The sequence below is a fragment of the Rhizobium sp. 05L419 genome, assembly GCF_056397845.1.
On the sequence record NZ_JBFTOF010000009.1, the window covers coordinates 98,603 to 124,620 of the forward strand.

Annotated in this window: 27 protein-coding genes; 16 read left to right on the forward strand and 11 right to left on the reverse strand. The window is 61.2% G+C overall.

Annotated features, from left to right (window positions below; all coding sequences use genetic code 11):
• Positions 1-116: 116 nt before the first annotated feature.
• The 3 genes from AC1DMK_RS14200 (at position 117) to trmB (ending at position 2,669) form a co-directional block, all read left to right on the forward strand.
• Positions 117-536: a helix-turn-helix domain-containing protein gene (locus AC1DMK_RS14200; protein ID WP_037065654.1), complete on the forward strand. Its 420-nt coding sequence runs from the start codon at positions 117-119 to the stop codon at positions 534-536.
• 182 nt (positions 537-718) lie between these two features.
• Positions 719-1,957: a methionine adenosyltransferase gene (gene metK / locus AC1DMK_RS14205; RefSeq protein ID WP_037065653.1), complete on the forward strand. Its 1,239-nt coding sequence runs from the start codon at positions 719-721 to the stop codon at positions 1,955-1,957.
• Positions 1,958-1,967: 10 nt separating this feature from the next.
• Positions 1,968-2,669 (forward strand): tRNA (guanine(46)-N(7))-methyltransferase TrmB, encoded by a 702-nt coding sequence (gene trmB / locus AC1DMK_RS14210; protein ID WP_037065652.1) that lies wholly within the window; start codon positions 1,968-1,970, stop codon positions 2,667-2,669.
• 145 nt (positions 2,670-2,814) lie between these two features.
• Here the strand turns inward: trmB and AC1DMK_RS14215 are convergent, their stop codons facing one another.
• Positions 2,815-3,072 (reverse strand): BQ00720 family protein, encoded by a 258-nt coding sequence (locus tag AC1DMK_RS14215; RefSeq protein ID WP_037065650.1) that lies wholly within the window; start codon positions 3,070-3,072, stop codon positions 2,815-2,817.
• Positions 3,073-3,121: 49 nt separating this feature from the next.
• Positions 3,122-3,553 (reverse strand): Hsp20 family protein, encoded by a 432-nt coding sequence (locus AC1DMK_RS14220; RefSeq protein ID WP_037065648.1) that lies wholly within the window; start codon positions 3,551-3,553, stop codon positions 3,122-3,124.
• 251 nt (positions 3,554-3,804) lie between these two features.
• Here AC1DMK_RS14220 and AC1DMK_RS14225 point away from each other — a divergent pair, with 251 nt between their 5' ends.
• The gene (locus AC1DMK_RS14225; protein ID WP_477859778.1) at positions 3,805-4,749 is read left to right on the forward strand and encodes a nucleoside hydrolase; all 945 of its coding nucleotides are present in this window, start codon (positions 3,805-3,807) and stop codon (positions 4,747-4,749) included.
• Positions 4,750-4,777: 28 nt separating this feature from the next.
• Here AC1DMK_RS14225 and grpE read toward each other — a convergent pair whose 3' ends face one another.
• Positions 4,778-5,410 carry a nucleotide exchange factor GrpE gene (gene grpE / locus AC1DMK_RS14230; protein ID WP_037065644.1) on the reverse strand — a complete coding sequence of 211 codons (633 nt, stop codon included), beginning with the start codon at positions 5,408-5,410 and terminating at the stop codon, positions 4,778-4,780.
• Positions 5,411-5,631: 221 nt separating this feature from the next.
• Here grpE and AC1DMK_RS14235 point away from each other — a divergent pair, with 221 nt between their 5' ends.
• Positions 5,632-6,066 (forward strand): GFA family protein, encoded by a 435-nt coding sequence (locus tag AC1DMK_RS14235; protein ID WP_037065642.1) that lies wholly within the window; start codon positions 5,632-5,634, stop codon positions 6,064-6,066.
• 11 nt (positions 6,067-6,077) lie between these two features.
• Here the strand turns inward: AC1DMK_RS14235 and hrcA are convergent, their stop codons facing one another.
• Positions 6,078-7,166 (reverse strand): heat-inducible transcriptional repressor HrcA, encoded by a 1,089-nt coding sequence (gene hrcA / locus AC1DMK_RS14240; protein WP_037065640.1) that lies wholly within the window; start codon positions 7,164-7,166, stop codon positions 6,078-6,080.
• A gap of 179 nt (positions 7,167-7,345) precedes the next feature.
• Between hrcA and rph the strand changes: the two genes are divergently transcribed.
• Genes rph through hemW form a run of 4 tightly spaced genes read left to right on the forward strand, consistent with a single transcriptional unit; the run spans position 7,346 to position 10,344 of the window.
• The gene (rph, locus tag AC1DMK_RS14245; RefSeq protein ID WP_037065638.1) at positions 7,346-8,062 is read left to right on the forward strand and encodes a ribonuclease PH; all 717 of its coding nucleotides are present in this window, start codon (positions 7,346-7,348) and stop codon (positions 8,060-8,062) included.
• A complete protein-coding gene (locus AC1DMK_RS14250) occupies positions 8,062-8,478 on the forward strand; it encodes a VOC family protein (RefSeq protein WP_477859782.1) in 417 nt (138 codons plus the stop codon). The genes rph and AC1DMK_RS14250 overlap by 1 nt, the downstream gene beginning before the upstream one ends.
• An 8-nt stretch (positions 8,479-8,486) precedes the next feature.
• Complete coding sequence (gene rdgB / locus AC1DMK_RS14255; RefSeq protein WP_037065634.1) at positions 8,487-9,131, forward strand: RdgB/HAM1 family non-canonical purine NTP pyrophosphatase; 645 nt, start codon at positions 8,487-8,489, stop codon at positions 9,129-9,131.
• Positions 9,132-9,168: 37 nt separating this feature from the next.
• Entirely contained in the window at positions 9,169-10,344 is a 1,176-nt protein-coding gene (gene hemW / locus AC1DMK_RS14260; RefSeq protein ID WP_477859900.1) for a radical SAM family heme chaperone HemW, read from the forward strand.
• 51 nt (positions 10,345-10,395) lie between these two features.
• On the opposite strand, the gene AC1DMK_RS14265 is transcribed toward hemW, so the two are convergent.
• Entirely contained in the window at positions 10,396-11,313 is a 918-nt protein-coding gene (locus tag AC1DMK_RS14265; RefSeq protein ID WP_037065630.1) for a DMT family transporter, read from the reverse strand.
• 215 nt (positions 11,314-11,528) lie between these two features.
• Between AC1DMK_RS14265 and gcvA the strand changes: the two genes are divergently transcribed.
• A complete protein-coding gene (gcvA, locus tag AC1DMK_RS14270) occupies positions 11,529-12,440 on the forward strand; it encodes a transcriptional regulator GcvA (RefSeq protein ID WP_037065628.1) in 912 nt (303 codons plus the stop codon).
• 197 nt (positions 12,441-12,637) lie between these two features.
• Entirely contained in the window at positions 12,638-13,393 is a 756-nt protein-coding gene (fhuF, locus tag AC1DMK_RS14275) for a siderophore-iron reductase FhuF (protein WP_477859785.1), read from the forward strand.
• A gap of 154 nt (positions 13,394-13,547) precedes the next feature.
• Here the strand turns inward: fhuF and dnaA are convergent, their stop codons facing one another.
• The 4 genes from dnaA to mutM form a co-directional block, all read right to left on the reverse strand.
• Positions 13,548-15,101, reverse strand: coding sequence for a chromosomal replication initiator protein DnaA (gene dnaA, locus AC1DMK_RS14280; RefSeq protein WP_037065695.1), 1,554 nt, complete (start codon positions 15,099-15,101; stop codon positions 13,548-13,550).
• Positions 15,102-15,953: 852 nt separating this feature from the next.
• Entirely contained in the window at positions 15,954-16,232 is a 279-nt protein-coding gene (gene rpsT / locus AC1DMK_RS14285) for a 30S ribosomal protein S20 (RefSeq protein ID WP_037065626.1), read from the reverse strand.
• A 187-nt stretch (positions 16,233-16,419) separates the two neighbouring features.
• Positions 16,420-17,193 (reverse strand): enoyl-CoA hydratase, encoded by a 774-nt coding sequence (locus tag AC1DMK_RS14290; protein ID WP_477859788.1) that lies wholly within the window; start codon positions 17,191-17,193, stop codon positions 16,420-16,422.
• A 22-nt stretch (positions 17,194-17,215) separates the two neighbouring features.
• On the reverse strand, positions 17,216-18,118 hold the full coding sequence (gene mutM / locus AC1DMK_RS14295; protein WP_477859790.1) for a bifunctional DNA-formamidopyrimidine glycosylase/DNA-(apurinic or apyrimidinic site) lyase: 903 nt from the start codon (positions 18,116-18,118) through the stop codon (positions 17,216-17,218).
• Positions 18,119-18,368: 250 nt separating this feature from the next.
• On the opposite strand from mutM, the gene ubiE reads away from it, so the two are divergent.
• Positions 18,369-19,145 carry a bifunctional demethylmenaquinone methyltransferase/2-methoxy-6-polyprenyl-1,4-benzoquinol methylase UbiE gene (ubiE, locus tag AC1DMK_RS14300; protein WP_037065620.1) on the forward strand — a complete coding sequence of 259 codons (777 nt, stop codon included), beginning with the start codon at positions 18,369-18,371 and terminating at the stop codon, positions 19,143-19,145.
• Between the two features lie 200 nt (positions 19,146-19,345).
• A complete protein-coding gene (gene ubiB / locus AC1DMK_RS14305; protein ID WP_477859792.1) occupies positions 19,346-20,920 on the forward strand; it encodes a 2-polyprenylphenol 6-hydroxylase in 1,575 nt (524 codons plus the stop codon).
• 80 nt (positions 20,921-21,000) lie between these two features.
• On the opposite strand, the gene AC1DMK_RS14310 is transcribed toward ubiB, so the two are convergent.
• Positions 21,001-22,281, reverse strand: a complete 1,281-nt coding sequence (locus tag AC1DMK_RS14310; protein ID WP_477859794.1) for an MFS transporter — start codon at positions 22,279-22,281, stop codon at positions 21,001-21,003.
• Between the two features lie 95 nt (positions 22,282-22,376).
• Here AC1DMK_RS14310 and AC1DMK_RS14315 point away from each other — a divergent pair, with 95 nt between their 5' ends.
• The gene (locus AC1DMK_RS14315) at positions 22,377-23,249 is read left to right on the forward strand and encodes a LysR family transcriptional regulator (RefSeq protein WP_477859796.1); all 873 of its coding nucleotides are present in this window, start codon (positions 22,377-22,379) and stop codon (positions 23,247-23,249) included.
• A gap of 12 nt (positions 23,250-23,261) precedes the next feature.
• Here AC1DMK_RS14315 and AC1DMK_RS14320 read toward each other — a convergent pair whose 3' ends face one another.
• The gene (locus tag AC1DMK_RS14320; RefSeq protein WP_477859798.1) at positions 23,262-24,167 is read right to left on the reverse strand and encodes a LysR family transcriptional regulator; all 906 of its coding nucleotides are present in this window, start codon (positions 24,165-24,167) and stop codon (positions 23,262-23,264) included.
• A gap of 126 nt (positions 24,168-24,293) precedes the next feature.
• On the opposite strand from AC1DMK_RS14320, the gene AC1DMK_RS14325 reads away from it, so the two are divergent.
• On the forward strand, positions 24,294-25,058 hold the full coding sequence (locus tag AC1DMK_RS14325; RefSeq protein WP_037065609.1) for an SDR family oxidoreductase: 765 nt from the start codon (positions 24,294-24,296) through the stop codon (positions 25,056-25,058).
• Positions 25,059-25,194: 136 nt separating this feature from the next.
• The gene (locus AC1DMK_RS14330) at positions 25,195-25,944 is read left to right on the forward strand and encodes an SDR family oxidoreductase (RefSeq protein ID WP_037065607.1); all 750 of its coding nucleotides are present in this window, start codon (positions 25,195-25,197) and stop codon (positions 25,942-25,944) included.
• The last annotated feature ends 74 nt before the right edge of the window (positions 25,945-26,018 follow it).

Genomic DNA, 26,018 nt, shown 5'->3' on the forward strand with positions numbered 1-26,018 from the left:
GGCGCTCTTAACGTATGGTTCAAGGTGAATGACAGAAACTTTGCAACGTGGCGTTTTGGGGATGGGTTCGGGCATGCCGGTTTGAACTGGGTTGAAATTATAGTTAGGGCAGCACCATGATTGAAAACAAGAAAAAGCCGAACCCGATCGACATCCACGTTGGCAGTCGCATTCGCCTTCGACGGACCATGCTTGGAATGAGCCAGGAAAAGCTTGGGGAAAGCCTGGGCATTACCTTCCAGCAGATCCAGAAATATGAAAAGGGCACCAACCGCGTGGGTGCAAGCCGGCTCCAGAATATCTCCAGCATTCTGAATGTGCCGGTTTCCTTCTTCTTCGAAGATGCGCCGGGCGATCAGTCCGGTGGGGTGTCCGGCATGGCCGAGGCTTCGAGTTCCAACTACGTGGTGGATTTCCTCTCCTCCTCCGAAGGTCTTCAGCTAAACCGCGCCTTCGTCAAGATCACGGATCCGAAGGTTCGCCGCAAGGTGGTCGAACTCGTGAAGGCGCTGGCTGCCGAAGCCGACAGCGAGTAAGCACCCTTAAAAACCTGACTCCACGGGAAAGCGGTCGGATAGGCCGCTTTTTTGCGTTTTTCGGGCATGATTTGCCACCATATGGCAGATATAAAGATATATTTATGTCCTTCTGCGCTTGTTTTTCCGACGCGAAATGGGTACCAACTACGCAGCTTTTATTCTTTGAGGGGAATCCCGAGATGCGCGCCAATTACCTCTTCACCAGCGAGTCAGTTGCCGAAGGTCACCCGGACAAGGTGTGTGACCGTATCTCCGACGAGATCGTGGATCTGGTCTATCGCGAAGCGGCAAAGACGGGTGTGAACCCCTGGGGCGTTCGCATCGCCTGCGAGACTCTCGCAACCACAAACCGAGTGGTCATCGCCGGCGAAGTCCGCCTGCCGCCCAGCCTGATGAAGAAGGACAAGGATGGCCATGACGTCATCAACCCTTCGAAGTTCAAGGCCGCCGCCCGCCGCGCTATCAAGGACATCGGCTACGAGCAAACCGGCTTCCACTGGAAGACCGCCAAGATCGACGTGCTGCTGCACTCGCAGTCTGCCGACATCGCGCAGGGGGTCGACAACGCTGCCGACCAGCAGGGTGACGAAGGTGCGGGCGACCAGGGCATCATGTTCGGTTATGCCTGCACGGAAACACCGGACCTCATGCCGGCGCCGATCTACTACTCCCACAAGATTCTGCAGCTGCTGGCCACCGCCCGCAAGAAGGGCGACGGTGACGTTGCCAAGCTAGGCCCGGATGCAAAGAGCCAGGTCACCGTGCGTTACGTTGACGGCAAGCCGGCCGAGGTTACCTCGATCGTTCTTTCCACGCAGCATCTCGATGACAGCTGGGATAGCAACAAGGTTCGCGCCGTCGTCGAGCCTTATATCCGCGAAGCCCTCGGCGAGCTGCCGATCGCTGACGATTGCAATTGGTACATCAACCCGACCGGCAAGTTCGTCATCGGCGGCCCTGACGGCGACGCCGGCCTCACCGGCCGCAAGATCATCGTCGACACCTACGGTGGTGCTGCTCCGCATGGCGGCGGCGCGTTCTCCGGCAAGGACACGACCAAGGTCGACCGTTCGGCTGCTTACGCCGCCCGCTACCTCGCCAAGAACGTCGTGGCTGCCGGCCTCGCCGACCGCTGCACGATCCAAATCTCCTACGCGATCGGCGTTGCTCAACCGCTGTCAATCTATGTCGACCTGCACGGCACCGGCAAGGTGACCGAGGATCAGGTCGAAGCGGCGATCCGAAAGACGATGGATCTGTCGCCGACCGGCATCCGCCGCCATCTGGACCTGAACAAGCCGATCTACGCGAAGACGTCTGCCTACGGCCATTTCGGCCGCAAAGCGGGCCGCGACGGCTCGTTCTCGTGGGAGCGGACGGATCTCGTGAAGGCGCTCAAGGAAGCTGTAAAGGCTTAAGGGCAGAACGATGACGGATATGGAACGTCGCGGCCGCGCGACCGAAGCTTTCTTCGGTCGTCGCAAGGGTAAAGCTCTACGCGGACAACAGGCGGAAAAGCTCAACACCCTGCTGCCGGCGTTCCTCATCGATCTCTTGGCGGCTCCGCCGGAGTCGCTGAACGAGTTGTTTCCGGTGCCGACGAACCGTCTACGCCTAGAAATCGGCTTCGGCGGCGGCGAACATCTGATCCACCGGGCGGTGGAAACGCCCACCACGGGCTTCATCGGCGTCGAGCCCTTCGTCAACTCCATGCAGAAGCTGCTTTCGAGCGTCGACAATGCCGGTGCCAGAAATATCCGCGTCTACAATGACGATGCGACGCAACTGCTGGATTGGCTGCCAGATGGCTCGATCGACCAGATCGACTTACTCTATCCCGATCCTTGGCCAAAGCGGAAGCATTGGAAGCGTCGCTTCGTCTCCAAGACAAACCTCGATCGCTTCCATCGCGTGTTGAAGCCAGGCGGCCTGTTCTGTTTCGCTTCCGACATCGACACCTACGTAAACTGGACGCTTCTCAAGTGTCGGGATCATTGCGGCTTCGACTGGATGGCGACCAACTCCGCCGATTGGCTGACGCCCTACGAGGGCTGGCCGAGCACGCGCTACGAGGCGAAAGCCCGGCGCGAGGGACGATCCTCGGCCTATCTGACCTTCAAGCGCGTATAGGTTGTCCGGGCGCTGCGGTCGGCCGATATCCGGCAGAACCGCGCTCTCCGTTCAGCTCCATTGCCCTTGCGGTCGCCGCATAGCGACTGCAATAGGCAAGCATTGGGCACAGGAGGCGCGAAGGGATCTGTTCCGGCGTGCCTGCCTAGTGCAGGCTCACCGTCTTCAATTCGTCCTCGGCAGCCTTGAAGAAGGTGCTGGAACGATTGTCAGTCAGAAGGATCGGCGTGCCGTCGGCGCCGAACAGCGCCCAGAGGTCGACGCTCGGATCGATATCCGGTGCTTCAGGGAAGCACTTGGACACTTCTTCGGACCTAATTTTCCTAATGTATGCGACCTCGCCGTTGCCTATGCCGGCAAGTTCGGTTTTGGTCAGGTGAGAATTGGCTTCTTTCATCAACATTCCTGTACCTCCGAGAGAAGGGACCAACGGCTCAACGTGAGCTGTTGTCCTACTGTGAGACCGAAATGTTAATTTTCTTCACCATACGGGCCGGCTCGGGCCGAATGAGATCGACGGACAGCAATCCATTTTTCAATCCGGCGCCAAGGACCTGCATGCCATCGGCCAGAACAAAGGTTCGCTGGAACTGCCGTGCGGCGATCCCCCGATAGAGATATTCACGGTCTCCCGCATCAACCTGCCGGCCACGTATGACCAGCTGGTTCTCTTCGATAGAGACGTCGAGGTCGTCTTCGCCGAAACCGGCGACCGCCAGCGTGATGCGCAACCGTTCAGGATCTCCGGAGAGGCTGTCGGCGGCAACGCGTTCGATATTGTAGGGCGGATATCCATCGCTCGCCTTGGAAATCCGCTCGAGGGTCTTTTCCATGGCGTCGAAGCCCAGAAGAAGAGGGCTGGCGAAAGGCGTAATGCGGCTCATCGTTTTCGAAGTCCTCGATACAAGCGACCTTGCCGGACCTGAATTGCAGCATCCGGTTACTGACAATATGGGAATTGCGAAAGCCCCCCGCAAGGCGCAGCCTTGATCGCACAACACTGCCTGCCTTGACAAAGTGCGCGCCGCCTCGCATCAAAACGTGCCCCGCGCCGGCTGTGCCGATTTGCGACGGGATCATGAACAAAAACGGTGCATGCCACGACGTCGCGCACCACGAGGATGGAACGAGCGGAATGGCAGACCCGAGAAAGATCATTATCGACACCGACCCTGGTCAGGACGACGCAGCCGCAATCATGCTGGCATTCGGCAGCCCGGAGGAGCTGGAGGTGCTCGGCATCACCACCGTCGCTGGCAACGTGCCGCTCTCCTACACCAGCCGCAATGCCCGGATCGTCTGCGAGCTGTGCGGCAAGACGGACACCAAAGTCTTTGCAGGCGCCGACAGGCCCATCGCCCGCAAGCTGGTGACTGCGGAACATGTGCACGGCAAAACCGGCCTCGACGGTCCTGTTTTGGACGAGCCGGTCATGCCCCTTCAACCGCAGCATTCCGTCGATTTCATCATCGAGACGCTGCGCAACGAGCCGGAAGGCACCGTGACGCTCTGCACGCTCGGACCGCTGACGAATATCGGCATGGCCTTCCAGAAGGCGCCTGACATCATTGCCCGCATCCGCGAACTGGTGATGATGGGCGGCGGCTTCTTCGAAGGCGGCAACATCTCGCCGGCGGCGGAATTCAACATCTACGTCGATCCCGAGGCAGCCGACATCGTTTTCCGCTCAGGCGTGCCGATCGTGATGATGCCGCTCGACGTGACGCACAAGCTCCTGACCCGCAAGGATCGCGTCAAGCGCATGGCGGACCTGGGCACGCGCCCGGCCATTGCGATGGTGGAGATGCTGGAATTCTTCGAACGCTTCGATATCGAGAAATACGGCTCGGACGGCGGCCCGCTGCACGATCCGACAGTCGTTGCCTATCTGCTGAAACCCGAACTCTTCAAGGGGCGGGACTGCAATGTCGAGATCGAGGTGAAGTCTGAACTGACGGTGGGGATGACAGTTGTCGACTGGTGGCATGTGACCGATCGCAAGCGCAATGCCACGGTCATGCGCGATGTCGATGCGGACGGCTTCTTCGATCTGCTGATCGAGCGCTTCGCCCGCATCTGAACAAACGTCTCGTAAGACGCCTGAGGAATCAGGCGTCCTTCTGGTCGAAAATCGAATTGGTTTCGGTTTCGGCGATCTTCGGGCCGCCCTTTGCGACGCCGACCATGGCAGGGCGCAGAACCCGCTCGCCGATGGTGAAGCCCGCCTGCACGACCTGAACGACCGTATTGTTCGGTACGTCAGGGTTCGGAACCTCGAACATCGCCTGATGGAAGTTCGGATCGAACTTCTGGCCGACCGGCTCCAGCTTGCGAACGCCGTGGCGCTCGAGAGCGGACAGCATCGAGCGCTCGGTCATCTCAACGCCCTCAATCAACGTAGCGAGGCCTGCATCCGCGGAAGCTCGCACATCATCAGGAATGGCATCAATGGCGCGGCGTAGGTTGTCCGAAACGGCAAGCATGTCACGGGCAAAGCCTGCGACCGAATAAGACTTGGCGTCCTTGACTTCGCGCTCGGTGCGGCGGCGCAGGTTGTCCATGTCGGCGGCAAGGCGCAGATAACGATCGCGCAGCTCGCCGTTTTCTGCCTTCAGCAACTCCAACGCATTGGGCTGCTGCGCGGCTTCGGCTGCTGCTTCGTTCTCGACGTTTGCCGCGGTGTCCACTGCGGCATCAGCCGCGGCAGCGTCAGGTCCGTTCTTCGTCGTCTCGTCGGTCATGACGTTCTCCGGTGATTGGTGTCTTTTGGATGTGCCCGATATCGAACTTTGACCGCCAAAAATCAAGTCTGCGTGACGAAGAAGCTATGAAACGCAGGTAACGGCCGCGCGTCTGGCGCCGCAGCACAGCTGCAGCTTGACTTCGTCACGACAAAGTCCTCTACTTTTTAAACTCCTAATATGTGGCAAATTCATCCCGAACGGCTCAGGGAGATACCACGATGGCCGAGCAGACGAGCTATGCTGGAAAGTGCTTTTGCGGCGCCGTTGAAATCACCGTATCCGGCGAGCCTGTCGCGATGGGCTATTGTCATTGCGATTCCTGCCGACAATGGTCGGCTGGCCCGGTCAACGCCTTTACCCTGTGGCCTCCGCAAAGCGTGCGCGTCACAAAAGGCGGGGAGCACGTCGAGGGCTACCAGAAGTCGGATACGAGCGTCCGCAAATTCTGCGAGCTCTGCGGCGGACACCTCTATACCGAGCATCCCCTGTGGGGCGTCACAGATGTCTATGCCGTCATTATCCCCGATCTTCGCTATCAGCCGTCGCTGCACGTCAACTATGCAGAGACGGTGCTCCGCATGAAAGATGGCCTGCCGAAATACAAGGACATGCCTGCGGAGATGGGCGGTTCCGGCGATCTGCTGGCCGAGTAGCTTTGGCGGCATCACTTCGCGGGACGCGACAGCCTCGACATCAGCTGCGCAGTATAGTCGACCATCGGCACAATGCGCGAATAATTCAGGCGCGTCGGCCCGATGACGCCGACGGCACCGACGATACGGTCGTCTTCGTCGCGGTAAGGCGCGACGATCAGCGAAGAGCCGGACAGTGAAAACAGCTTGTTTTCCGAACCTATGAAGATGCGCACGCCCGAGCCGCTTTCGGCCAGGTTCAGCAGCTCGATCAAACTGTCCTTCTTCTCCAGATCGTCAAACAGCATGCGCAGGCGATCGAGATCGTCCGCACCGGCAAGCCCCTCGAGCAGGTTGGCGCGGCCGCGGATGATGAGCTGCGCGGGCTTGCCTTCGTCCGCGCTCCCGGACCACACGGCAATGCCGCGCTCGACGAGATCCCGCGACAGCGCATCGAGTTCGTGGCGAACATTTTCCTTGAGGCGACCGAGTTGGTTGCGCAGTTCCGGCAGGGTCTGACCGCTCATGTGAGCATTGAGGAAATTCGCGGCCTCCGTTAGCTGGGAGGATGTGACGCCGGCCGGCAGCTCGATGATGCGGTTCTCGACCTGATCGTGATCGCCGACGAGGACCGCGAGCGCCTTGGTCGGTTCCAGGCGGATGAACTCGACATGCTTCAGCACAGGGTCGCTCTTGGCGGTAATGACGAGGCCGGCACCGCGCGAAATGCCCGACAGCATCCGGCTTGCCTCGTTCATCATCAATTCCATCGGATTGTCGCGGTTTTCGGCGCGCACCTGACGATCGATATTTGCGCGGTCCTCGGCTGAGAGATCGCCGACCTGCATGAACGCGTCCACGAAGAAGCGCAGACCTATCTGCGTCGGCAGCCGGCCGGCACTGACATGGGGCGAATAGATGAGACCTAGCTCCTCCAGGTCGCTCATGACGTTGCGCACGGAGGCCGGGGACAGCGACATGGGAAGAATGCGCGACAGATTGCGGGAACCGAGCGGTTCGCCGGTCTCCAGATAGCCTTCGACGATGCGGCGAAAGATTTCCTTCGAGCGTTCATCCAGCGCAGCCACGGCATCCGAAATCGACGTCGACCTGAATTCCATTAAGTCTTGCGCACCTGTACTGATGATGATCCTGCAAAATATAGCCAATCTCCCCGCCGTGGCAAAAGGGAAATTGCAAATGAACGCTGCCAATCGTAGAAGCGGTCAACAACATAAAGCACGCGTGATGTTGCCCGGACACGTTTCCCGTTTTCGGCGCTACGCCCCAGGAGAATAGAATGCGGCCTTCAGGCAGAAAAACCGACCAGATGCGCAAGGTTTCCTTCGAGCGCAATTTTTCCAAACATGCGGAAGGCTCCTGTCTGGTGAAGTTCGGCGACACGCATGTGCTTTGCACGGCAAGCCTTGAAGAAAAGACCCCGCCTTGGCTGCGCAACACCGGAAAGGGCTGGGTCACGGCCGAGTACGGCATGCTGCCGCGCGCCACCGGCGAGCGTATGAAGCGCGAGGCCGCCGCCGGCAAGCAGGGCGGCCGCACGCAGGAAATCCAACGGCTGATCGGCCGGTCGCTCCGCGCCGTCGTCGATCTCAAGGAACTCGGCGAGCGTCAGATCACGCTCGACTGCGACGTCATCCAGGCCGACGGCGGGACCCGCACGGCATCGATCACCGGTGCCTGGATCGCGCTCTACGATTGCCTGAAGTGGATGGAAAGCCGCAACATGATCAAGGTGGAGCGCGTTCTGAAGGATCACGTCGCGGCCATCTCCTGCGGCATCTTCGCCAGTCAGCCGGTGATCGACCTCGACTATATCGAGGACTCCTCTGCCGAAACGGACGCCAACTTCGTGATGACGGGTGGCGGCGGCATCGTCGAAATCCAAGGCACTGCCGAAGGTACACCTTTCACCGACGAGGAGTTCGCCTCCCTGATGGGGCTTGCGAAAACCGGCATTGCTGAACTGGTCGAGATGCAAAAGCAGGCCATCGCCTAATGGATGACATGCTGGAAGGCATGCTGGAGACGGCGCTCTATGCGGACGACCTCGACAAGGCTGAGGCTTTCTATGAAGGCGTTCTCGGACTTGCCAAGATCACGCGGGCGGCAAACCGGCATGTTTTCTTCCGCTGCGGCCCAGGCGTCCTGCTGATCTTCAATCCGCAGGAAACCACCAAGTCACCTGAGGCGCGGGCACTGCAGGTTCCGCCGCACGGCACGACGGGTGCGGGCCATGCCTGCTTCCGTGTCTCGGCCGAGAACCTCGACGTGATTGCCCGGCAGCTCAAGGCGGCAAACGTCGAGATCGAATCCGAGGTAAGCTGGCCTCAGGGTGGCCGGTCGATCTATTTTCGCGATCCGGCAGGCAACAGCCTGGAATGCGCCGAAGCCAGAATCTGGGGCATTGAATAGGACACCCAATGCGCAAGCTTGAGACCAAGACCATCGTCGTCGCCAGCCACAATGCAGGCAAGATCAAGGAAATCCAGGATCTGATCGGTCCCTTCGGTTTTACCGCCAAGTCTGCCGCCGACCTGAACTTCGCCGAGCCTGACGAGACGGGAACCACCTTCGAGGAAAACGCTACTATCAAGGCGCTCGCTTCGGCGGAGGCTTCCGGCCTGCCGGCGCTTTCGGACGACTCCGGGCTTGTCATCGACGCACTGGGCGGCGATCCGGGTGTCTATACGGCGAACTGGGCCGAGACCCCCGACGGCACGCGCGATTTCGCCATGGCGATGGAGAAGGTAGAGAAGGCATTGCAGGATGCAGGCGCTACCAAACCGGAACAGCGGAGCGCACGCTTCATCAGCGTGCTGTGCCTTGCGTGGCCGGACGGGCGTACCGAGCTTTTCCGCGGCGAGGTTGAAGGCACCGTCGTCTGGCCGCCGCGCGGCACACAGGGCTTCGGATACGATCCCGTTTTTCAGCCAGAAGGGTATGGCATCACCTTCGGCGAGATGAGCGGCGAGGAGAAGCACGGCTGGAACATAGGCAAGCCGCAGGCGCTTTCGCACCGTGCACGTGCCTTCAAACTCTTTGTCGAAACCTGCCTGGAAGCGTAAGGTCCCGTTCGTGGATAATCTAGATTCCCCTCGCCTGATGCGTGATGCCGTACTGCTGCCCGACACCGGGGAGCCCGGCTTCGGCGTCTACGTGCATTGGCCGTTCTGCGCGGCCAAGTGCCCCTATTGCGACTTCAACAGCCATGTCCGCCATCAACCCGTCGATCAGGAGCGCTTCACTGCCGCCTTCCTGAAGGAAATGGCGAGCATGCGGCAACTGAGCGGACCGAAGACGGTGACCAGCGTCTTTCTTGGTGGCGGCACGCCGTCGCTGATGAACCCGTCCACCGTTTCCGCCATCCTCGACGGCATCGCCAAAGAGTGGCACATGCCCGATGGCATCGAGATCACCATGGAGGCCAACCCTTCCAGCGTCGAGGCAGAGCGTTTCCGCGGCTATCGCGCGGCCGGCGTCAACCGTGTCTCGCTCGGAGTGCAGGCGCTGAACGACCGCGACCTGAAGTTCCTCGGACGCCTGCACGACGTCGCCGATGCCCTGAAAGCGATCAAGCTGGCGCGCGACATCTTCCCGCGCATGTCCTTCGACCTCATCTATGCCCGCCCGAACCAGACGGTGGCGGAATGGGAGCGCGAGCTTAGAGAAGCGATCTCCTACGCCGTCGACCACCTCTCGCTCTACCAGCTGACGATTGAGGAGGGCACGCCCTTCTTCGGCCTGCACAAGGCGGGCAAGCTGGTCGTGCCGGATGACGATCAATCGGCGCTGCTCTATGAGGCGACGCAGGAAATCACCGCCAGCGAGGGCATGCCGGCTTATGAGGTGTCCAATCACGCCCGCCCCGGCGCAGAGAGCCGTCACAATCTTACCTACTGGCGTTACGGCGACTATGCCGGGATCGGCCCCGGCGCGCATGGGCGGCTGACGCGCGGATCCGCGAAGATCGCGACCGCCACCGAGCGCAAGCCGGAGGCTTGGCTGGACCTCGTGGAACGAGACGGCCACGGCGTTCTGGATCAGGAACAGCTCGGCTATGACGAACAGGCCGACGAGCTGCTGCTGATGGGGCTTCGCTTGACGGAGGGCGTGGATCTTGCCCGTTGGCAGCAGCTTTCGGGTCGTGATCCCGACCCGAAGCGCGAGGAATTCCTGCTGGAACACGGCTTCATCGAGCGGATCGGCAATTCCCGGCTTCGCTGCACGCCCTCCGGCATGCTGATCCTCGATTCGGTCGTTGCCGATCTCGCCTGCTAGAGTTCCGCTCTTCGCAAAACCGCTATGCACTTTTGCCGGAATTGCTCTGAATCAGGCGGTTCGCTTCTTCCCCAGAGAGAACAGGCGCCCATCGATGGCCGCAAGGCCGATCGCGATCATCGCCATGCCTACCAGATGCTTGGCCTGCAATTGCTCGCCGAGAACGGCGGCGCCGAGCAGGATGGCGCTGACGGGGATGAGGAAGGTGACAAGCATCAGGTTCGTCGCGCCAGCCGTCGCCAGGATGCGGAAAAACAGCACGTAGGCGATCGCCGTGGATAGCAGCGCGAGACCGAAGAGAGCCATCCAGGTCTCGGCAGAGGGTGCAGCCAGTATCCATGGGCGATCAATCAGCAGGGCGACCGGCAGCATCAGGATAGTGGACGCAGTCACCTGCCCGGCGGCCGGAATGAGCGGTGCCATCCCCATCTGGCGAAAGCGGCGACCGAAGATGCCGGCAAAGGAATAGGAAAGCGCAGCACCCAGCACGGCGAGCTGCGCCAGAACGTTGGCGCCCAGATCCCGCAAGGCATCGAAACCGATCATGTAGGCCACGCCGGCGAAGCCGACGAGCACGCCGAGCAGACGGTTGCCGGTCATCTTCTCATCCGCCGTCAGCATATGCGCAACGACGACGGCAAAGAGTGGTGTCGTCGCGTTGAGGATGGACGCCAGCCCACTGGCGATATGCGTCTGGCCCCAAACGATCAGGCAGAAGGGGATCATGTTGTTGAGGATACCCATGCCGAAAAAGGCGGCCCAGGACTTGCCATCGCGCGGCATGACCTGGCCCGTCGCGCGGACGATGACGTTGAGGGCGATCGCCGCGATCAGCACCCGGCCGGTCACGATCGTGAACGGCGGCAGGCTCTTCACCAGAATGCCGTTGAAGAGGAACGAACCGCCCCATAGCAGGGAGAGCACCAGCAACATTCCCCACTCGGCAAGACCCATCTGTTTCTGTTGCATGACCCTTCTCCCTATTGAACAGGCAAACGGCTTACGTCGCGGCAACTGGCAGCGCCACCCGATTGCTGCGCGGCGTTCACCGCGAATGCCGAATTATTCTCGCTGCATCGCTATTCAAGAATCCCTTTGAGGATCGCTTTCCTGCTGATATTATTTCGAGAAGCGGGTCTCGGCAAACGAGTCTTTTTCGACAAACGCTTTAGCTGAGCTAAATCATGAGCGATTATCTTCCTTCACTCTCCGCGTTGCGCGCTTTCGAAGCGGCGGCCCGGCATCTCAGCATGACGTTGGCGGCGAAGGAGCTCAACGTGACGCCGGGAGCGGTCAGCCTGCAGATCCGCGATCTCGAGGCGGCGCTCGGCGTGAAGCTTTTCGAGCGCAAGACCCGCGCGCTGGCGCTGACGGTGGAAGGCGCCGATTACTTTACGACGCTGAGGGCAGCTTTCCGTCTGGTGCGGGAGGCGACGGCGGCGATTACGGCGCGAGCCCGCGGCGCCGTACTGAATGTTACCTGCACCGCCGGTTTTGCAACCTACTGGCTTGTGCCGCGCCTTGGTCGCTTTGAGGCGATCCACCCCGAGATCGACGTTCGCATCAGCGCCTCGCACCGTGTCCTGGACTTTCAGCGAGACGGTATCGACCTGGCGATCCGGCACGGGCTAGGTGGCTATGACGGACTGGTGAGCGAACGACTGGTGGACGACGAACTCGTGCCCGTCTGCATACCGAAACTCTCCGACTCGCTTGGCGACTCGCCCTCGGCGAATTCGCTCGCGGAGTTCCAGCTCATCCACGATGTCTATCGACACGATTGGCAGCTCTGGTTGGAGGCAGCCGGTGCAACGAAGGTGGACGCTTCGCGCGGGCCGATCTTTATGCATGGCAACGGCGCCTATGAGGCGATGAAAGCCGGCCTCGGCTTCGCTCTGATGCGCCGATCGTTTCTGGCCGGTGAGCTTCAGCATGGTGCCGTCGTCGCTCCCTTCCCGCTGGGCGTTGCAAGCCGCCTCGCCTTCCACCTCGTCTACCCCAGTGCGGCGCTGGAGCGACCGTCGACTGCAGCCTTTCGCCGTTGGCTGCTGTCGGAGGCGGGGGCTAAGGTGACTGTGGCCAATGCGCCGCAATAAAAGTGGAGTATGGCGTTCAAAATTTGCTTTCCTCCGGCCTTTTGTTGAGTATTAAACTCATCAAATTCTATGTGAGCATGCCGGAACCCACACATTGATGAGCATCCGCACCGTCCAAATCAGGGCTACAGTGGCCCGTCTCCTCGCGGCTGCCGCGGTGCGGGAAGCATCGACCGGCGAGGTCGATGGGTAACCGCATGGCCAACGCCCCGCGTCAGAATATCGATCGGAGCGAAGGGCTCCGGGGCCGTCTCTCGCCCGCGTTTGTCGGCGAGCACGCCTGGTGCCGAGAGAGGATGCTGCTGGCGACGGAGCTTGCAGCCGGCGTTTCCCTGACCGACTTCTTCGGCAATGGCGGATTTCAGCGAGCAATCGACCGCTATGCGGAAGCCTCTAGCGGCAACGGCGCCGTCGTCTCGATGTGGTCTCTCTACTACTTCTCGTGCCTGATCATTCCCTATCTTCTCGCCCGCCAGCTTGCCGCCCAGGCTCTACCTGTCGCATTCTGCGAGATGACCATTGCGCTCTCGGAGGACGGCCTGCCGCGGGCCTTCGGCGTACCTCATGCGGGGCGCATCGAGGACCATATCGGCCCGGACGGTTTCGAGGCGATCGGGCCAATGCTCGAAACGCACCTCGGCCACGCCGTTGTACAACTGAAGGCTTGCGGCGTCTCGACCAAGCTTTGCTGGAACAATGCGGCAGTCTACATCGACTACGCGCTCCGCCTGGCCAATAGAGAAGCGGGGGTGGCGGCGGCCGATCTGCCGCTCTTCATTCGCGGCTGCCTGCCGGATGGAGGCGTGAACCCATTTTGCGGCTGCTTGCAACAGGTCGAGGACGACGGCGAGCGCGTGGCCCGGCGCAAGATCTGCTGCCTGCGCTACATGCTTCCCGGCGTACCGAGCTGCGGCAAGCGTTGCGCACTGCCGAGCCAGAGAAACCAGCACTGAGCTGCTCGGTAACGCGGCCCTCCCTCCAACGCCCGCGGCGAATCCGCTTGCCAATCGGCCAAGCGGGCGGCGGCGTGCTCGATGGAATGGGGATCCTCAAGGTAAAACGGCCGGAATTGCTTCCGGCCGCCGAATTCTGAGGAAACGTCGCAGACTATTCGTTGATCAGGCGCTTCAGGAGCTCGATCTCATGCGACAGCTTGGTGTCACCCGAAATCAGTTCCTCGATCTTGCGCACAGCATGCAGGACCGTCGTATGATCGCGTCCGCCGAAGCGACGGCCGATTTCCGGGAAGGAGCGCGGCGTCAGCGTCTTCGCCAGATACATGGCGATCTGGCGCGGCTTGACGATGACGCGGGTGCGGCGGTTCGACACCAGTTCCTGGCGCGAAACGTTGTAGTGTCGTGCGACGATACGTTGGATGTCTTCGATGCGCACACGGCGCGGCTCGCCCGAGCCGACGAGGTGGGCGAGCAGTTCGTCCACACGCTCGATCGACAGGTTCGGCTCGAAAGAGCGGCGGAAGAGCAGCTGGTTGAAGGCACCTTCCAGTTCGCGGCCGCTTGCCGTGATGCTACGGGCGACGTGGTTCAGCAGCTCAGTCGAGATTTCCAGCGACGGATCCTCGGCACGAGCGACCGCAAGACGACGCTTGAGGATTTCGAGCCGCATCTCGTAGTCCGGGCCGTCGAGTTCAATGGCGACGCCACCCTGCAGACGCGAACGGACGCGGGGATCGAGCGACTCTAGCTCCCACGGCGCGCGGTCGGCCGCAACCACAACCTGCTTGGCGCTGTCGAGCAGCATGTTCAGGAGATGGCAGAACTCGTGCTGAATCATCTTGCCTTGCAGGAACTGCATGTCGTCGATGATCAGGAGGTCGATATTGCGCAACGAGTCTTTCAGCGTCAGCGCGTCATTGTCGCGGATCGCAGTCGCAAAGCGCCACATGAAGTATTCCGCCGTCAGATAGACGACGCGCAGCGCCCGCGGGTTCTGCACGGCCGCATTGGCAATCGCCTGCAGCAGATGCGTCTTGCCGAGACCGACGGTCGAATGAACGAAAAGCGGATTGAAGCGCACGGCGCCTTGGCCTGCCTCGGCAATCGTCTTTGCCGCTGCAAGGGCAACGCGGTTGGAGCTCCCCTCGACGAATGTATCGAAGGTGAAGCGATTATCGAGTGGAGAGCCGAACAGAGGCTGTCCCCAGCCTGCCGTTGCCGGACGGGCTGCGGCAGCAGCCGAAACCGCCTGCTGTGCGATATGGCCCGCCTGTTGGGCGACCGGTCGGCGCACCTGCGACACCAAGGATGCAGGCTCTTGGGCAACCGCCTCCTCCGTTGGTTTGGCAGCGCGGGTTGCGGTGCGGACCAGGATCTCGACCTTGAGAATTTCCGCGTCCTCCGCCTGGAAGATGCCGGTGATCATGTCAAGGTATCGATTGTTGATCCAGGATTTCAGAAACGTCGTCGGCACGGTGAGCCGCACGACACTTTTAGAGACCGAATGCAGCTTCAGCCGCGCAAACCAGCTTGCGTAGACATCCGGACCCACTTGCGCCTTCAGGCGTGCGCTTACGCGCTCAAAAAGTATGCCATTCTTCATGTCTCCCTTTTCCCCCGCCGCTTCTGGGCAAATAGAGCCAAACGCCAGAGATGTCCTGTCACTGTTGTCCAAAACATCCACCGCCATTGAATTCATGTGCATATTGCCGCCTTCCAATTCCACCGGGCGGCTTTTTCCGTCGCCCGATTATTTCCCCGCTGTGGCCAGAAAATGGCGCCCTCATGCGCCACCCACCAGCCGGTTCACTCAAACGCCTGCCTCAAAACACGAGACGACTATCAGGAGGGCAACGGCGCTCGCATCATAGGGCGTCCGCTTCACCTCCCATGCTGGTCCCCGTCCCTCATCCTTACGGTCGCCAGCAGCCTGCGTATGATTTCCCTTCTTCTTAGGCTTCACGCAAAAACGCAAAGCCGTTTGAAAACGCACACGACATCCCGTTCCGCGGCAGCCACAGCCGCGGTCCAATCTGCACCAGTGCGTGAGAATCCGGAGGCCAAAGCTCCCCGTAACAAAAGACACAAAGCAATCAGCCTGCCGACGTGGCAGTTTCAGACCAAGCCTTAAACAGGTGATGTCCGAGCCCCTTGTTGACCGGCATTTAGGCAGGATCGGGTGCGGAGATCAACGATGAATTTTACGCAAAATTAAGATGGCCCCGTTGACTCCGGCAGCACTCTTAGGGCGTCACGCCACTGTCAAAAAAGAATCGCTTTTGAATCAAGGAGATTCCTCAAACTGGCAATTTTGACACGCATAAAAAGAAAAAAAGAAAAAAGCTTCTTGACTCGTTTCAGACCCCGCAGCGGAAGGTGCGAGTCGTGAAAGCTGAAAGCATCCTGACGCAAGCCATTGTTTTTGTTTTGTTTTTTGTGTCATCCACCCGACATGAAGGAGTCACCGAATTAACCATTGGGACAACCGTACGGTGGAATCGAAAAAGCCCGACAAAGTTGCCGGGCTAATCATAATAATCGGTTTATTAACGAAAGATTATGCGGTCGCAGCGACCGAAAGAGCCTTCACACGAGCTGCCAGGCGCGAAACCTTGCGGGAAGCCGTGTTGGAGTGAAGAACGCCCTTGCTTGCGGCGCGAGCCAGTTCCGGCTGCGCGGCGAGGAAAGCTTCCTTTGCCTTGGCAGCATCACCGGATGCGATTGCCTCTTCGACCTGGCGAACGAAAGTACGAACGCGCGAGCGACGAGCCTTGTTGACGTCGGTACGGCGGGCGATCTTGCGGGTCGCTTTTTTCGCCGAAGTTGTATTGGCCATGGATGCCTCTCTCAAGAATTCGAACAAACTCCGCGATCACCGCGGGCCCTGCGGCCACTTCATACAGCAATGCGGGAGCATAATCGGAAAACCGGAGTGGCTTCCCGAACCTTGGGCGGGCATATAACCCTAAAGCCGACCGGCGTCAACGCGCATTTTCAAGGAAAAGCCGCCTTCGCTCCGGGGATCAGCGGTTCCTGAAGGCGGGTTTACGCTTTTCGATGAAGGCAGTCATTCCTTCCTTTTGATCCTCGGTGGAGAAGAGGCTATGGAAGAGCCGGCGCTCGAAACGCAGGCCTTCTTCCAGCGTCGTCTCCAATGCCCGGTTGACGGCTTCCTTGGCCATAAGCACCGAAGGGCGCGACAGCGAGGCGATCTTGGCCGCCGCCTCCAATGCTTCATCTAGCAGCCGGTCTGGCGCCACCACACGCGAAACCAGTCCCGCGCGCTCGGCTTCCGCCGCATCCATGATCCGGCCGGTCAGAATCAGGTCCATCGCCTTCGACTTGCCGACGGCCCGTGTGAGCCGCTGCGACCCGCCCATGCCGGGAATGACGCCGAGGGTGATCTCGGGCTGGCCGAACCTGGCCGTCTCCGAGGCAATGATGAAATCGCACATCATGGCGAGTTCGCAGCCGCCGCCGAGTGCAAATCCGCTGACGGCCGCGATCACCGGCTTGCGAACCTTGGCAACATCGTCCCACCCGCTCATAAGGTCGCGGCCGTAGACGTCTGCAAATTCCAACGGCTGCATTTCCTTGATGTCGGCACCGGCGGCGAAAGCACGCTCGGAGCCCGTCAGCACGATCGCACCGATCGCGTCGTCGGCCTGAAAACCGGCATGCGCACGCAGCAATTCCTGCAGCACGGTCGAATTCAGGGCATTGAGCGCCTGCGGGCGGTTCAGCGTGATGAGCCCGACGGCGCCGCGGGTTTCGACGATCAGCGTTTCATAGGCCATGGATTTCCTCCCAGTCGGCTTGCTATTTCTGGCATACGGGGCAGTAGAAGGTCGAGCGCCCCGCCTGGACGATACGCGTGACCGTACCGCCGCAGGCCGGCGTGCGGCAAGGTAGACTTTCGCGGTCATAGACTGAAAAAGAATGCTGGAAATAGCCGAGCGAACCGTCCGTCTGGATGTGATCGCGCAGCGACGATCCCCCGGCCTTGATGGCGTCGGCAATCACATCGCGGATCGAGGCGATCAGCAGTTCCATCTGCTTGTTCGGCTTGCCTGTCTTGGTCACCAGGGTGGCTGCGGCACGCGTCGGGTGCAGGTGCGAGCGCCACAGCGCCTCACAGACATATATATTGCCGAGACCGGCAATATTCTTCTGGTCGAGCAGCGCGCTCTTCAGCGGCTGCGCCTTGCCGGCGAAGCGTTCCGCCAGATAGGCGGCACTCAGCAAATTGCCTGTCGGTTCCGGTCCGAGACCGACGAGGAACGGGTTGATGTCGAGCGCGGTCCGTGCAGCAATATCCATGAAGCCGAAACGCCGGGGGTCGTTGTAAATGACGCGACTGGGGCCGGCTGGGCCTTCCAGGTGGAAGATTGCGTGATCGTGCTTCGTGTCTTTCGACCGGGGATAGTGAAACTCACCGGGCGCATCGCCAGGCGCATCCGGGGCGGAGCCTGCCTCGATGCGGAAGGATCCCGACATACCGAGGTGGGAAATGATGGTGGTGCCGTCGTCGAGATCGATCAGCAGATACTTGGCGCGGCGGCCAAGTGCCACGATCGTTCGGCCCGATGCCTTCGCTTCCAAGCCATCCGGAAAGGGAAAGCGCAGGTCCTTGCGACGCAGCTCGAGCCTTGCGATGCGGGCGCCCTCCATGGTCGGGGCAAGCCCGCGTCGGACGGTTTCGACTTCTGGCAATTCCGGCATCTCAACCCATCTATATCCAGAGGATTTCCGCTTTTCTTCGAATCTCGAAAACGCTCTATCTTTTTGTTTCTACGCAATCCAGACGCAAAACCGCTACGCGCTTTTGCTGGACTTGCTCTAACATGTTTCAACCGCGGTCGATGTGCGCTATAGCGCCAAGGTGCCGCGGATCGGACCGTGGCCCACAGATAGCGCCGCCGACCTCAATTCGCTATGGTCTCGGTGTTGGTTTCAGAGAATGGAGTGTTCGATGTCAGAAAGCCGTACCTCCGCCGAAGGCGGAATGGAAACATCCTACGGCTTCCGCGAAGTGGCGGACGGTGAAAAGCAGGGCCTTGTCAACGACGTCTTCCACAAGGTCGCCAAGCGCTACGACATCATGAACGACGTCATGTCCGTGGGCATGCACCGTGTCTGGAAGGACGCGATGATCTCCGCGCTCAACCCGCGCAAGGAGCCCGGCTACAAGGTTCTGGACGTTGCCGGCGGCACCGGCGACATAGCCTTCCGCATTGTCGAGGCATCCGGCCGGCAGGCGCATGCGACGGTGCTCGACATCAACGGCTCGATGCTCGGCGTCGGCGCCGAGCGGGCCGCCAAGAGGAAGCTTTCCGACAACCTGACCTTTGTCGAGGCAAATGCCGAGGAGCTGCCGTTCGAACCGAACAGCTTCGACGCCTATACAATCGCCTTCGGCATCCGCAACGTGCCGCGCATCGACGTGGCTCTCAGCGAAGCCTATCGCGTCCTGAAGCGTGGCGGGCGGCTGCTGGTGCTTGAATTCTCGGAAGTCGATATGCCGTTGCTCGACCGCGTCTACGAAAGCTGGTCGTTCAACGCCATTCCGAAATTCGGCAAGGCGATCACCGGCGACGCCGAGCCCTATCAGTATCTCGTTGAATCCATCCGCAAGTTTCCCAACCAGGAGAACTTTGCGGATATGATCCGCAACGCCGGCTTCTCGCGCGTCAACTACACGAATTACACCGGCGGCATCGCGGCACTCCACTCCGGCTGGAAGCTCTGAGCAAGAATGGGCGCCCAGATCGTTTCTCCCTCATTCCTGTGCTTGTCACAGGAATCCGGCACGCTCCTGTCCGGGAGTGCGGAAAACCTGTTTGCATTGCATAGTTCATTCACGGCGCAAACGCGCCGTGAATGGATCCTTGTCACAAACGCAGGACTTGGGGCAAAGGCTGCCTCGACGCAGCCGATGGATGTGACCGCATGAGCACGCTCGGCGCATATTTCCGGCTCGCGCGGGTCGGTTGGATCCTTGTGCGCGAAGGTGTCGTCTCGGCGCTGCCGTCCGAAGACCTGCCGCCCGCTGTCAGTGCCGCCAAGTCAATTGCAGGCCTGTTTGCCCGCAATCGCGCCAGATCCAAGAAGCGCAGCGACAGGCTCGCCCAGGCTGTCGAACGGCTCGGGCCTTCCTACGTCAAGATCGGCCAGTTCCTCGCCACGCGCCCGGATGTCGTCGGCGTCGAGTTCGCGGACGATCTCTCGCAGCTGCAGGACCGGATGGCCTTCTTTCCACCGGAAGCGGCAAAGGCCAGCATCGCGGGCTCGCTCGGCCGACCGGTGGAAGAGCTTTATGCGAGCTTCGGCGATCCGATCGCCGCCGCCTCTATCGCTCAGGTGCACCCTGCAGTGGTGGAAACGCCGACCGGCCTGAAGAAAGTGGCCGTCAAGGTGGTGCGGCCCGGCGTGCGTCAGCGCTTCTCGCACGATATCGAGGCGATGTATCTCGTCGCCCATCTGCAGGAGCGCTTCATGCCGTCGAGCCGGCGGCTGCGGCCGGTCGAGGTGACGAAGACGCTGGAGCAGACGACCAAGGTCGAGATGGACCTTCGACTGGAGGCCGCGGCCCTTTCGGAAATTGCCGAAAACACGCAGCAGGATCCGGGGTTCCGCGTGCCGACGGTGGACTGGGAACGCACCGGCCGCGACGTCATCACCATGGAGTGGATCGACGGCGTGAAGATGTCCGACGTCGACGGCCTGCGGGCTGCCGGCCACGACCTCAACGCACTTGCCGACACGTTGATCCAATCGTTCCTGCGCCACACGCTGCGCGACGGCTTCTTCCATGCCGACATGCATCCCGGAAATCTTTTCGTCGACCCGAAGGGTATGATCGTTGCGGTGGACATGGGCATCGTCGGGCGGCTCGGCAAGAAGGAACGCCGCTTCCTCGCCGAGATCCTCTACGGTTTCATCACCCGTGACTACATCCGGGTGGCGGAGGTGCATTTCGAGGCTGGCTACGTGCCCGGGCATCACAATGTCGAGAGCTTCGCGCAGGCGATCCGGGCGATCGGCGAGCCGATCCACGGGCAGCCGGCGGAGACGATCTCGATGGGCAAGCTGCTGACGCTGCTTTTCGAGGTGACCGAACTCTTCGACATGGAGACACGGCCGGAACTCGTGATGCTGCAAAAGACGATGGTGGTCGTCGAAGGCGTTTCGCGCATCCTCAACCCGCGCTTCAATATGTGGAAGGCATCCGAACCAGTCGTCGGCGACTGGATTCGCAACAATCTCGGTCCGAAGCGGATCGTCACCGATATCAAGGATGGCCTCAAAGCCGCGATGAAGCTGGCAGAAGCGGCACCCGAGATTGCCGCCAAGACGGAGAAATTTCATCACCAGCTGCTGCACATGAGCGAGCATGGCCTGCGCTTCGACGCGGAAACGGCAGACGCGATCGGCAAGTCCGAGGCACGCCACGGCCGTTCGGGCCGGCTGGCGCTCTGGGCGATCGCGCTGACGCTTCTCTATATAGCGTGGGTCGTGACCTGATCGTGACTGCCGGCCCTTCTGCCGAGCCTTCTGATCTCACCCGCGCCAGGAAATCGCGATGCCTCATGGCGCCTGTTGCCCTAGTGTCTGGCGAACCGCGCAACAGCGAGCGCCGCGACCATGCCCAAGGCCAGCATGCACAGTGCAAACACGACGACAGCATTCCAGCCCCCTGCCCCCCAGAAATATCCTCCAACCGAACCTGCGACACTGGAGCCGACATAATAGGCGAGCAGGTAGAGCGACGAGGCATGCCCCTTGGTGCCGCGAGCGAGCCGGCCGACCAGAGCGCTTGCGACGGCGTGGGCAATGAAGAAACCCGACGTCAGAAGCACGATGCCGAGGACGATCAGCGGTAGCGAGGCGGACAAGGTGACGGCCACGCCGACCGCGGCTATCGCGATGCCGGCCGGCAGGACGATGAAGTGCCCGACGCGATCTCCGAGAATGCCGGCAATCCATGAGGCGGCGATGCCGAAGAGATAGACGGTGAAGATCAGGCCGAGTTCGGTCTGATTGAGATCATAGGGCGCCTGGACAAGGCGGAAGCCGATGTAGTTGTAAACGGTGACGAAAGTGCCCATCGCCAGGAAGCCGATGGCAAAGAGCAGCGGCAAGGCGGGATTGCTGACATGTCCGACCCAGGCCTTCAGATGGAATCCGGCATCGATGCTCCGGCGCGGTGTGAAGTTGCGCGATGCGGGCAGCAGGAGGTAGAAGCCGACCGCGGCTGCGAGGCTCATCAGCCCGATCGCGCCAAGTGCCGGACGCCAGGAGAAGTATTCGGCAAGCATGCCTGTCACGACGCGGCCTGCCATGCCGCCGAAGGCATTGCCGGCGATGTAAAGCCCCATCGAGGCGCCGAGGCCGCGCGGATCGATCTCTTCCGACAGGTAAGCCATGGCGACGGCCGGCACGCCGCCTAGAAGCAGGCCCTCCAGGGCACGGATGGCCAGCAACGCATGCCAGCTCGGAACGAGCGCGCAGGCGATCGTACAAAGCGCTGCACCCAGCAGCGAGGTAAACATCAGGCTGCAGCGTCCGAATCTTTCCGAAACGGCTGCGGCACAGAAGATCGCGAAGGCGAGGAAGCCGGTCGACAGCGACAGCGACAGCGAGCTCGCCGCCGGGCTCACTCCGAAATCATCGGCGAAGATCGGCATCAGCGGCTGCACGCAATAGAGCAGCGAGAAGGTTGCAAAACCCGACAGGAAGAGCGCGACGCTGGCGCGCCGATAGGCCGCGGTGCCGCGCACCAGGAACCGTTCTTCTCTGGGTTCGGCCGCCGTGCGGAAGAGCTGCAAATTCGGGCGGGATTGCGGTTCCAGGACGTATGACTGCTTGTCTGCGGCGCGTGGCATGAGGCACCAACCTTTCACGCCTTTTGATCTAGCCAAGGCAATGCTATTTGTCCAATATATGGCACTGCCATTCTTGATAGGTTTTGGAGATACCGATGGAGCTCCGCCATATCCGTTACTTCCTCGCCGTCGCGGAAGAGAGAAACTTCACTCGCGCGGCGGCAAAGCTCGGTATCGGCCAGCCGCCGCTCAGCCAGCAGATTCGCGACCTCGAGAACGAGATCGGCGCGACGCTCTTTCACCGCGTGCCGCACGGCGCCGAGCTGACGGAGGCAGGAACCGCCTTTTTGCCGGAAGCCCGCGCGGCGCTGGCTTCGGCAGAGAAGGCGAAGCTCGCTGCACAGCGCGCAACCCGTGGCGAGACCGGCCGGCTGGCGCTCGGCTTCACGGCCTCCTCGGCCTTCAACACCGCGGTCAGCGGCACAATCCGCCGTTTTCGCGGACAGTGGCCGGAGGTCGGCTTGTCGCTGACCGAAATGAACAGCAACTGGCTGATGGAAAAGCTGATGCGGGAGGAGATCGACGTCGCCTTCATCCGCCCCGGTCTGGAGGATCCGAAGGACGTCAGGCTGAAGCGGCTGGCTGACGAGCCGATGCTGATCGCGCTTCCCGCCCATCATCAGCTTGCCCGGCGCAGCAAGGTGCCGCTCTCGGCGCTTGCCGGCGAGCCCTTCATACTCTTTCCGCGCACGGTGGGTCTCAGTCTCTACGACGACATCGTGCGCGGCTGCCGCGATGCGGGGTTCGAACTCGTGGTGACGCAGGAGGCACCGCAGATTCCATCGGTCGTGAACCTTGTCGCAGCCGATCTCGGCGTGTCGATCGTGCCTGCCTCGATCGCGCATCTGGCGCTCGAAGGTGTGGCCTACCGGGCAATCGAGGGGCCGCCGCTGGTGGCGCGTCTCGCGCTTGCCATGCTCAAGGCACAGCGCTCACGCGTCGCCGCCAACCTGATGAGCCTGATCTGATGAGGCTGACCATCAGCCGGCGGGATCCCAATAAGGCGGGTCGCCGAAAGCCTTGCGTAGGTGATCGGCCACGGCGCGCAGCTTGGCGGACGGATTGCGGCCTTCGGGATGGGCCATATAGATGAACTCGGCCTCCGGCCGGTAGCCAACATCGATCTCGACAAGCAGCCCTTCGCTGATCGCCGGGCCGGCGATAAAGGCGGGCAGCAGCGCCACACCGAGACCAGCCACGGCGGCGTCGCGGATCATGTCGCCGTTGTTCATGCCGACGGCAAGCTTGGCGCGCACGACGATGGCACCATCAGGCGTCTGAAACCGCCAGTCTGCAGCGCCGCGATTTGTGTAGAAAATGCCTTTGTGACCGTCGAGATCAGCCAGCGTCTTCGGCACGCCGTAGCGATCGAGATAGCCCGGCGAGGCAACCAGCAGCCGACGGCTTCGGCTGAGTCTCCAGGCGACCAATCGGGAATCGATAATCGGACCATGCCTGATGACGGCATCGTAGCCCTCGGAGGAGACATCGACGCGGCGGTCGTCGATGTCGAGGACCAGTTCGATTTCCGGATGCTCGACGAGAAACGGATAAAGCGCGGGGCCAAGATGCATGCGCCCGAAGGTGACGGGGGCGGCTATGCGCAGCGGACCGGACAGCGTGCCACGACGCACCGCCATTTCGGCAGTTGCCTCCTCGATTTCCTGCACGATGCGCACTGCGCGCTCGAGAAAGGCAGTGCCATCCTCAGTCAGGGTGAGCTTTCGTGTCGTCCGGTGCAGCAGGATCCCACCCAGCGATCTCTCCAGTTCGGCCAATCTTTCGCTGACCACGGATTTCGACAGGCGCAGGCGCCGCGCGGCCTCGCTGACGGAGCCGGATTCGACGACTGCCACGAAGGCTGCTATTCCCTCAATCCTGATCATCGTTCGGCTTTTCCGAATTCGAGTTCCGCGATTTGAAGACTAATCCGAACGAAGAGAAAATGCCATCTTCCCCCCATCGAAAGGGACGGCAAATGCCACCGCGACCCAACAATGGAGATGGAATCAATGAATCGCTTGAATGGAAAAGTCGCAATCGTCACCGGCGCAAGCTCCGGCATCGGCCGCGCAACGGCCAAGCTCTTTGCTGCCGAAGGCGCGAAGGTCGTCGTCGGCGCCCGCCGCCAGGCGGAACTCGAGAGCCTTGTCGAGGAGATCAAGGCAGCCGGCGGTGACGCCGTCGCGGTTGCCGGCGACGTCCGCTCGGAAGGCTATCACAAGGTGCTGGTCGCCACCGCCGTCGACCGCTACGGCAAGCTCGACGTCGCCTTCAACAATGCCGGCACGCTTGGCGAAGCAGGCCCCAGCACTGGCGTTTCCGAAGCCGGCTTTGCCGAAGCGCTGACGATCAACCTCACCGCGTCGTTCCTGGCAGCCAAGCACCAGATCGGCCAGATGGAAAGGAACGGCGGCGGCTCCGTCATCTTCACGTCGACCTTCGTCGGCTACAGCTTCGCTTTCCCCGGTGTCGCTGCCTATGCCGCCAGCAAATCGGGCCTAATCGGCCTGACACAGGCGCTCGCTGCCGAATTCGGCCAGCAGAACGTCCGCGTCAACGCCGTGTTGCCGGGGGCGGTCGACACCGACATGTATCGCGAGATGAACGACACGTCGGATAAGCAGAGCTTCATCACCAATCTACATGCGCTGAAGCGCGTTGCCGCGCCAGATGAACTCGCCCGCTCGGTCCTCTACCTCGCTTCGGACGATTCGAGCTTCGTCACCGGCACAGCTTCGCTGGTTGACGGCGGCGCCTCGATCACCCGCACCTGAAACCAACAGCCGCGATTGTCCGCTCCCGATAAATACGTCCGCAGGAGAGCAGATTCTCGCGACCAGCTTCCGATCACATCCCCCTAGATATCAAAGGGCTCCGAGCCCGAGACAAGACCGCAAAGGAACCAGCACCATGACACGCTTGCAGAACAAGACAGCACTGATCACCGGCGGCACCAGCGGCATCGGGCTGGAAACCGCGCGTCAATTCATCGCCGAAGGCGCGCGCGTCGCGATCACCGGCAGCAGCGCCAGGAGCGTTGAGGCCGCTCGCGCCGAGCTTGGCGACAAGGCGCTCGTGATCCAGGCGGACGCCGGCAACGCGGCAGGCCAGAAGGCTGTGGCCGAGGCGATCGGGAATGCCTTCAACCGCCTTGACATCCTCTTCGTTAATGCCGGGGTCGCCGAGTTTGGTCCGCTCGGACAGTGGAGCGAAGCCGCCTTCGACAAATCGATCGCGATCAATGTGAAGGGGCCGTACTTCCTCATACAGGCGCTGCTGCCGATCTTCTCGAAGCAGACCTCGATCGTGCTCAACACCTCGATCAACGCCCATATCGGCATGCCGAATTCCAGCGTGTACGCCCTGACAAAGGGCGCTCTGCTGACACTGGCAAAGACGCTTTCCGGCGAACTCATCGGCCGCGGCATCCGTGTCAACGCGGTCAGCCCCGGCCCCATCGCAACACCGCTCTATAGCAAGCTCGGCATGTCGGACGCCGACTCCAAGGCAATGGCCGCCCAGATCCAGTCGCAAATCCCGGTCGGCCGCTTTGGCGATGCCAGCGAAGTCGCCAAGACCATCGTCTTCCTTGCCTCCGACGAGGCTGCCTACATTGTCGGCAGCGAACTTGTCATCGATGGCGGGATGAGCAACCTCTGAGACGCGAGGCCACAAGGAGTCGCACGAGAAAGGCCGCGGCGGCTCTCTTCCGCAGCCTTCAAAACAGGTTTCTG

What these genes read in the sequence shown, in the direction of transcription:
- AC1DMK_RS14200 (WP_037065654.1), top strand. Translation starts at nt 117, where the DNA reads ATGATTGAAAACAAGAAAAAGCCGAACCCGATCGACATCCACGTTGGC.
- metK (WP_037065653.1), top strand. Translation starts at nt 719, where the DNA reads ATGCGCGCCAATTACCTCTTCACCAGCGAGTCAGTTGCCGAAGGTCAC.
- trmB (WP_037065652.1), top strand. Translation starts at nt 1,968, where the DNA reads ATGACGGATATGGAACGTCGCGGCCGCGCGACCGAAGCTTTCTTCGGT.
- AC1DMK_RS14215 (WP_037065650.1), bottom strand. Translation starts at nt 3,072, where the DNA reads ATGTTGATGAAAGAAGCCAATTCTCACCTGACCAAAACCGAACTTGCC.
- AC1DMK_RS14220 (WP_037065648.1), bottom strand. Translation starts at nt 3,553, where the DNA reads ATGAGCCGCATTACGCCTTTCGCCAGCCCTCTTCTTCTGGGCTTCGAC.
- AC1DMK_RS14225 (WP_477859778.1), top strand. Translation starts at nt 3,805, where the DNA reads ATGGCAGACCCGAGAAAGATCATTATCGACACCGACCCTGGTCAGGAC.
- grpE (WP_037065644.1), bottom strand. Translation starts at nt 5,410, where the DNA reads ATGACCGACGAGACGACGAAGAACGGACCTGACGCTGCCGCGGCTGAT.
- AC1DMK_RS14235 (WP_037065642.1), top strand. Translation starts at nt 5,632, where the DNA reads ATGGCCGAGCAGACGAGCTATGCTGGAAAGTGCTTTTGCGGCGCCGTT.
- hrcA (WP_037065640.1), bottom strand. Translation starts at nt 7,166, where the DNA reads ATGGAATTCAGGTCGACGTCGATTTCGGATGCCGTGGCTGCGCTGGAT.
- rph (WP_037065638.1), top strand. Translation starts at nt 7,346, where the DNA reads ATGCGGCCTTCAGGCAGAAAAACCGACCAGATGCGCAAGGTTTCCTTC.
- AC1DMK_RS14250 (WP_477859782.1), top strand. Translation starts at nt 8,062, where the DNA reads ATGGATGACATGCTGGAAGGCATGCTGGAGACGGCGCTCTATGCGGAC.
- rdgB (WP_037065634.1), top strand. Translation starts at nt 8,487, where the DNA reads ATGCGCAAGCTTGAGACCAAGACCATCGTCGTCGCCAGCCACAATGCA.
- hemW (WP_477859900.1), top strand. Translation starts at nt 9,169, where the DNA reads ATGCGTGATGCCGTACTGCTGCCCGACACCGGGGAGCCCGGCTTCGGC.
- AC1DMK_RS14265 (WP_037065630.1), bottom strand. Translation starts at nt 11,313, where the DNA reads ATGCAACAGAAACAGATGGGTCTTGCCGAGTGGGGAATGTTGCTGGTG.
- gcvA (WP_037065628.1), top strand. Translation starts at nt 11,529, where the DNA reads ATGAGCGATTATCTTCCTTCACTCTCCGCGTTGCGCGCTTTCGAAGCG.
- fhuF (WP_477859785.1), top strand. Translation starts at nt 12,638, where the DNA reads ATGGCCAACGCCCCGCGTCAGAATATCGATCGGAGCGAAGGGCTCCGG.
- dnaA (WP_037065695.1), bottom strand. Translation starts at nt 15,101, where the DNA reads ATGCACATGAATTCAATGGCGGTGGATGTTTTGGACAACAGTGACAGG.
- rpsT (WP_037065626.1), bottom strand. Translation starts at nt 16,232, where the DNA reads ATGGCCAATACAACTTCGGCGAAAAAAGCGACCCGCAAGATCGCCCGC.
- AC1DMK_RS14290 (WP_477859788.1), bottom strand. Translation starts at nt 17,193, where the DNA reads ATGGCCTATGAAACGCTGATCGTCGAAACCCGCGGCGCCGTCGGGCTC.
- mutM (WP_477859790.1), bottom strand. Translation starts at nt 18,118, where the DNA reads ATGCCGGAATTGCCAGAAGTCGAAACCGTCCGACGCGGGCTTGCCCCG.
- ubiE (WP_037065620.1), top strand. Translation starts at nt 18,369, where the DNA reads ATGTCAGAAAGCCGTACCTCCGCCGAAGGCGGAATGGAAACATCCTAC.
- ubiB (WP_477859792.1), top strand. Translation starts at nt 19,346, where the DNA reads ATGAGCACGCTCGGCGCATATTTCCGGCTCGCGCGGGTCGGTTGGATC.
- AC1DMK_RS14310 (WP_477859794.1), bottom strand. Translation starts at nt 22,281, where the DNA reads ATGCCACGCGCCGCAGACAAGCAGTCATACGTCCTGGAACCGCAATCC.
- AC1DMK_RS14315 (WP_477859796.1), top strand. Translation starts at nt 22,377, where the DNA reads ATGGAGCTCCGCCATATCCGTTACTTCCTCGCCGTCGCGGAAGAGAGA.
- AC1DMK_RS14320 (WP_477859798.1), bottom strand. Translation starts at nt 24,167, where the DNA reads ATGATCAGGATTGAGGGAATAGCAGCCTTCGTGGCAGTCGTCGAATCC.
- AC1DMK_RS14325 (WP_037065609.1), top strand. Translation starts at nt 24,294, where the DNA reads ATGAATCGCTTGAATGGAAAAGTCGCAATCGTCACCGGCGCAAGCTCC.
- AC1DMK_RS14330 (WP_037065607.1), top strand. Translation starts at nt 25,195, where the DNA reads ATGACACGCTTGCAGAACAAGACAGCACTGATCACCGGCGGCACCAGC.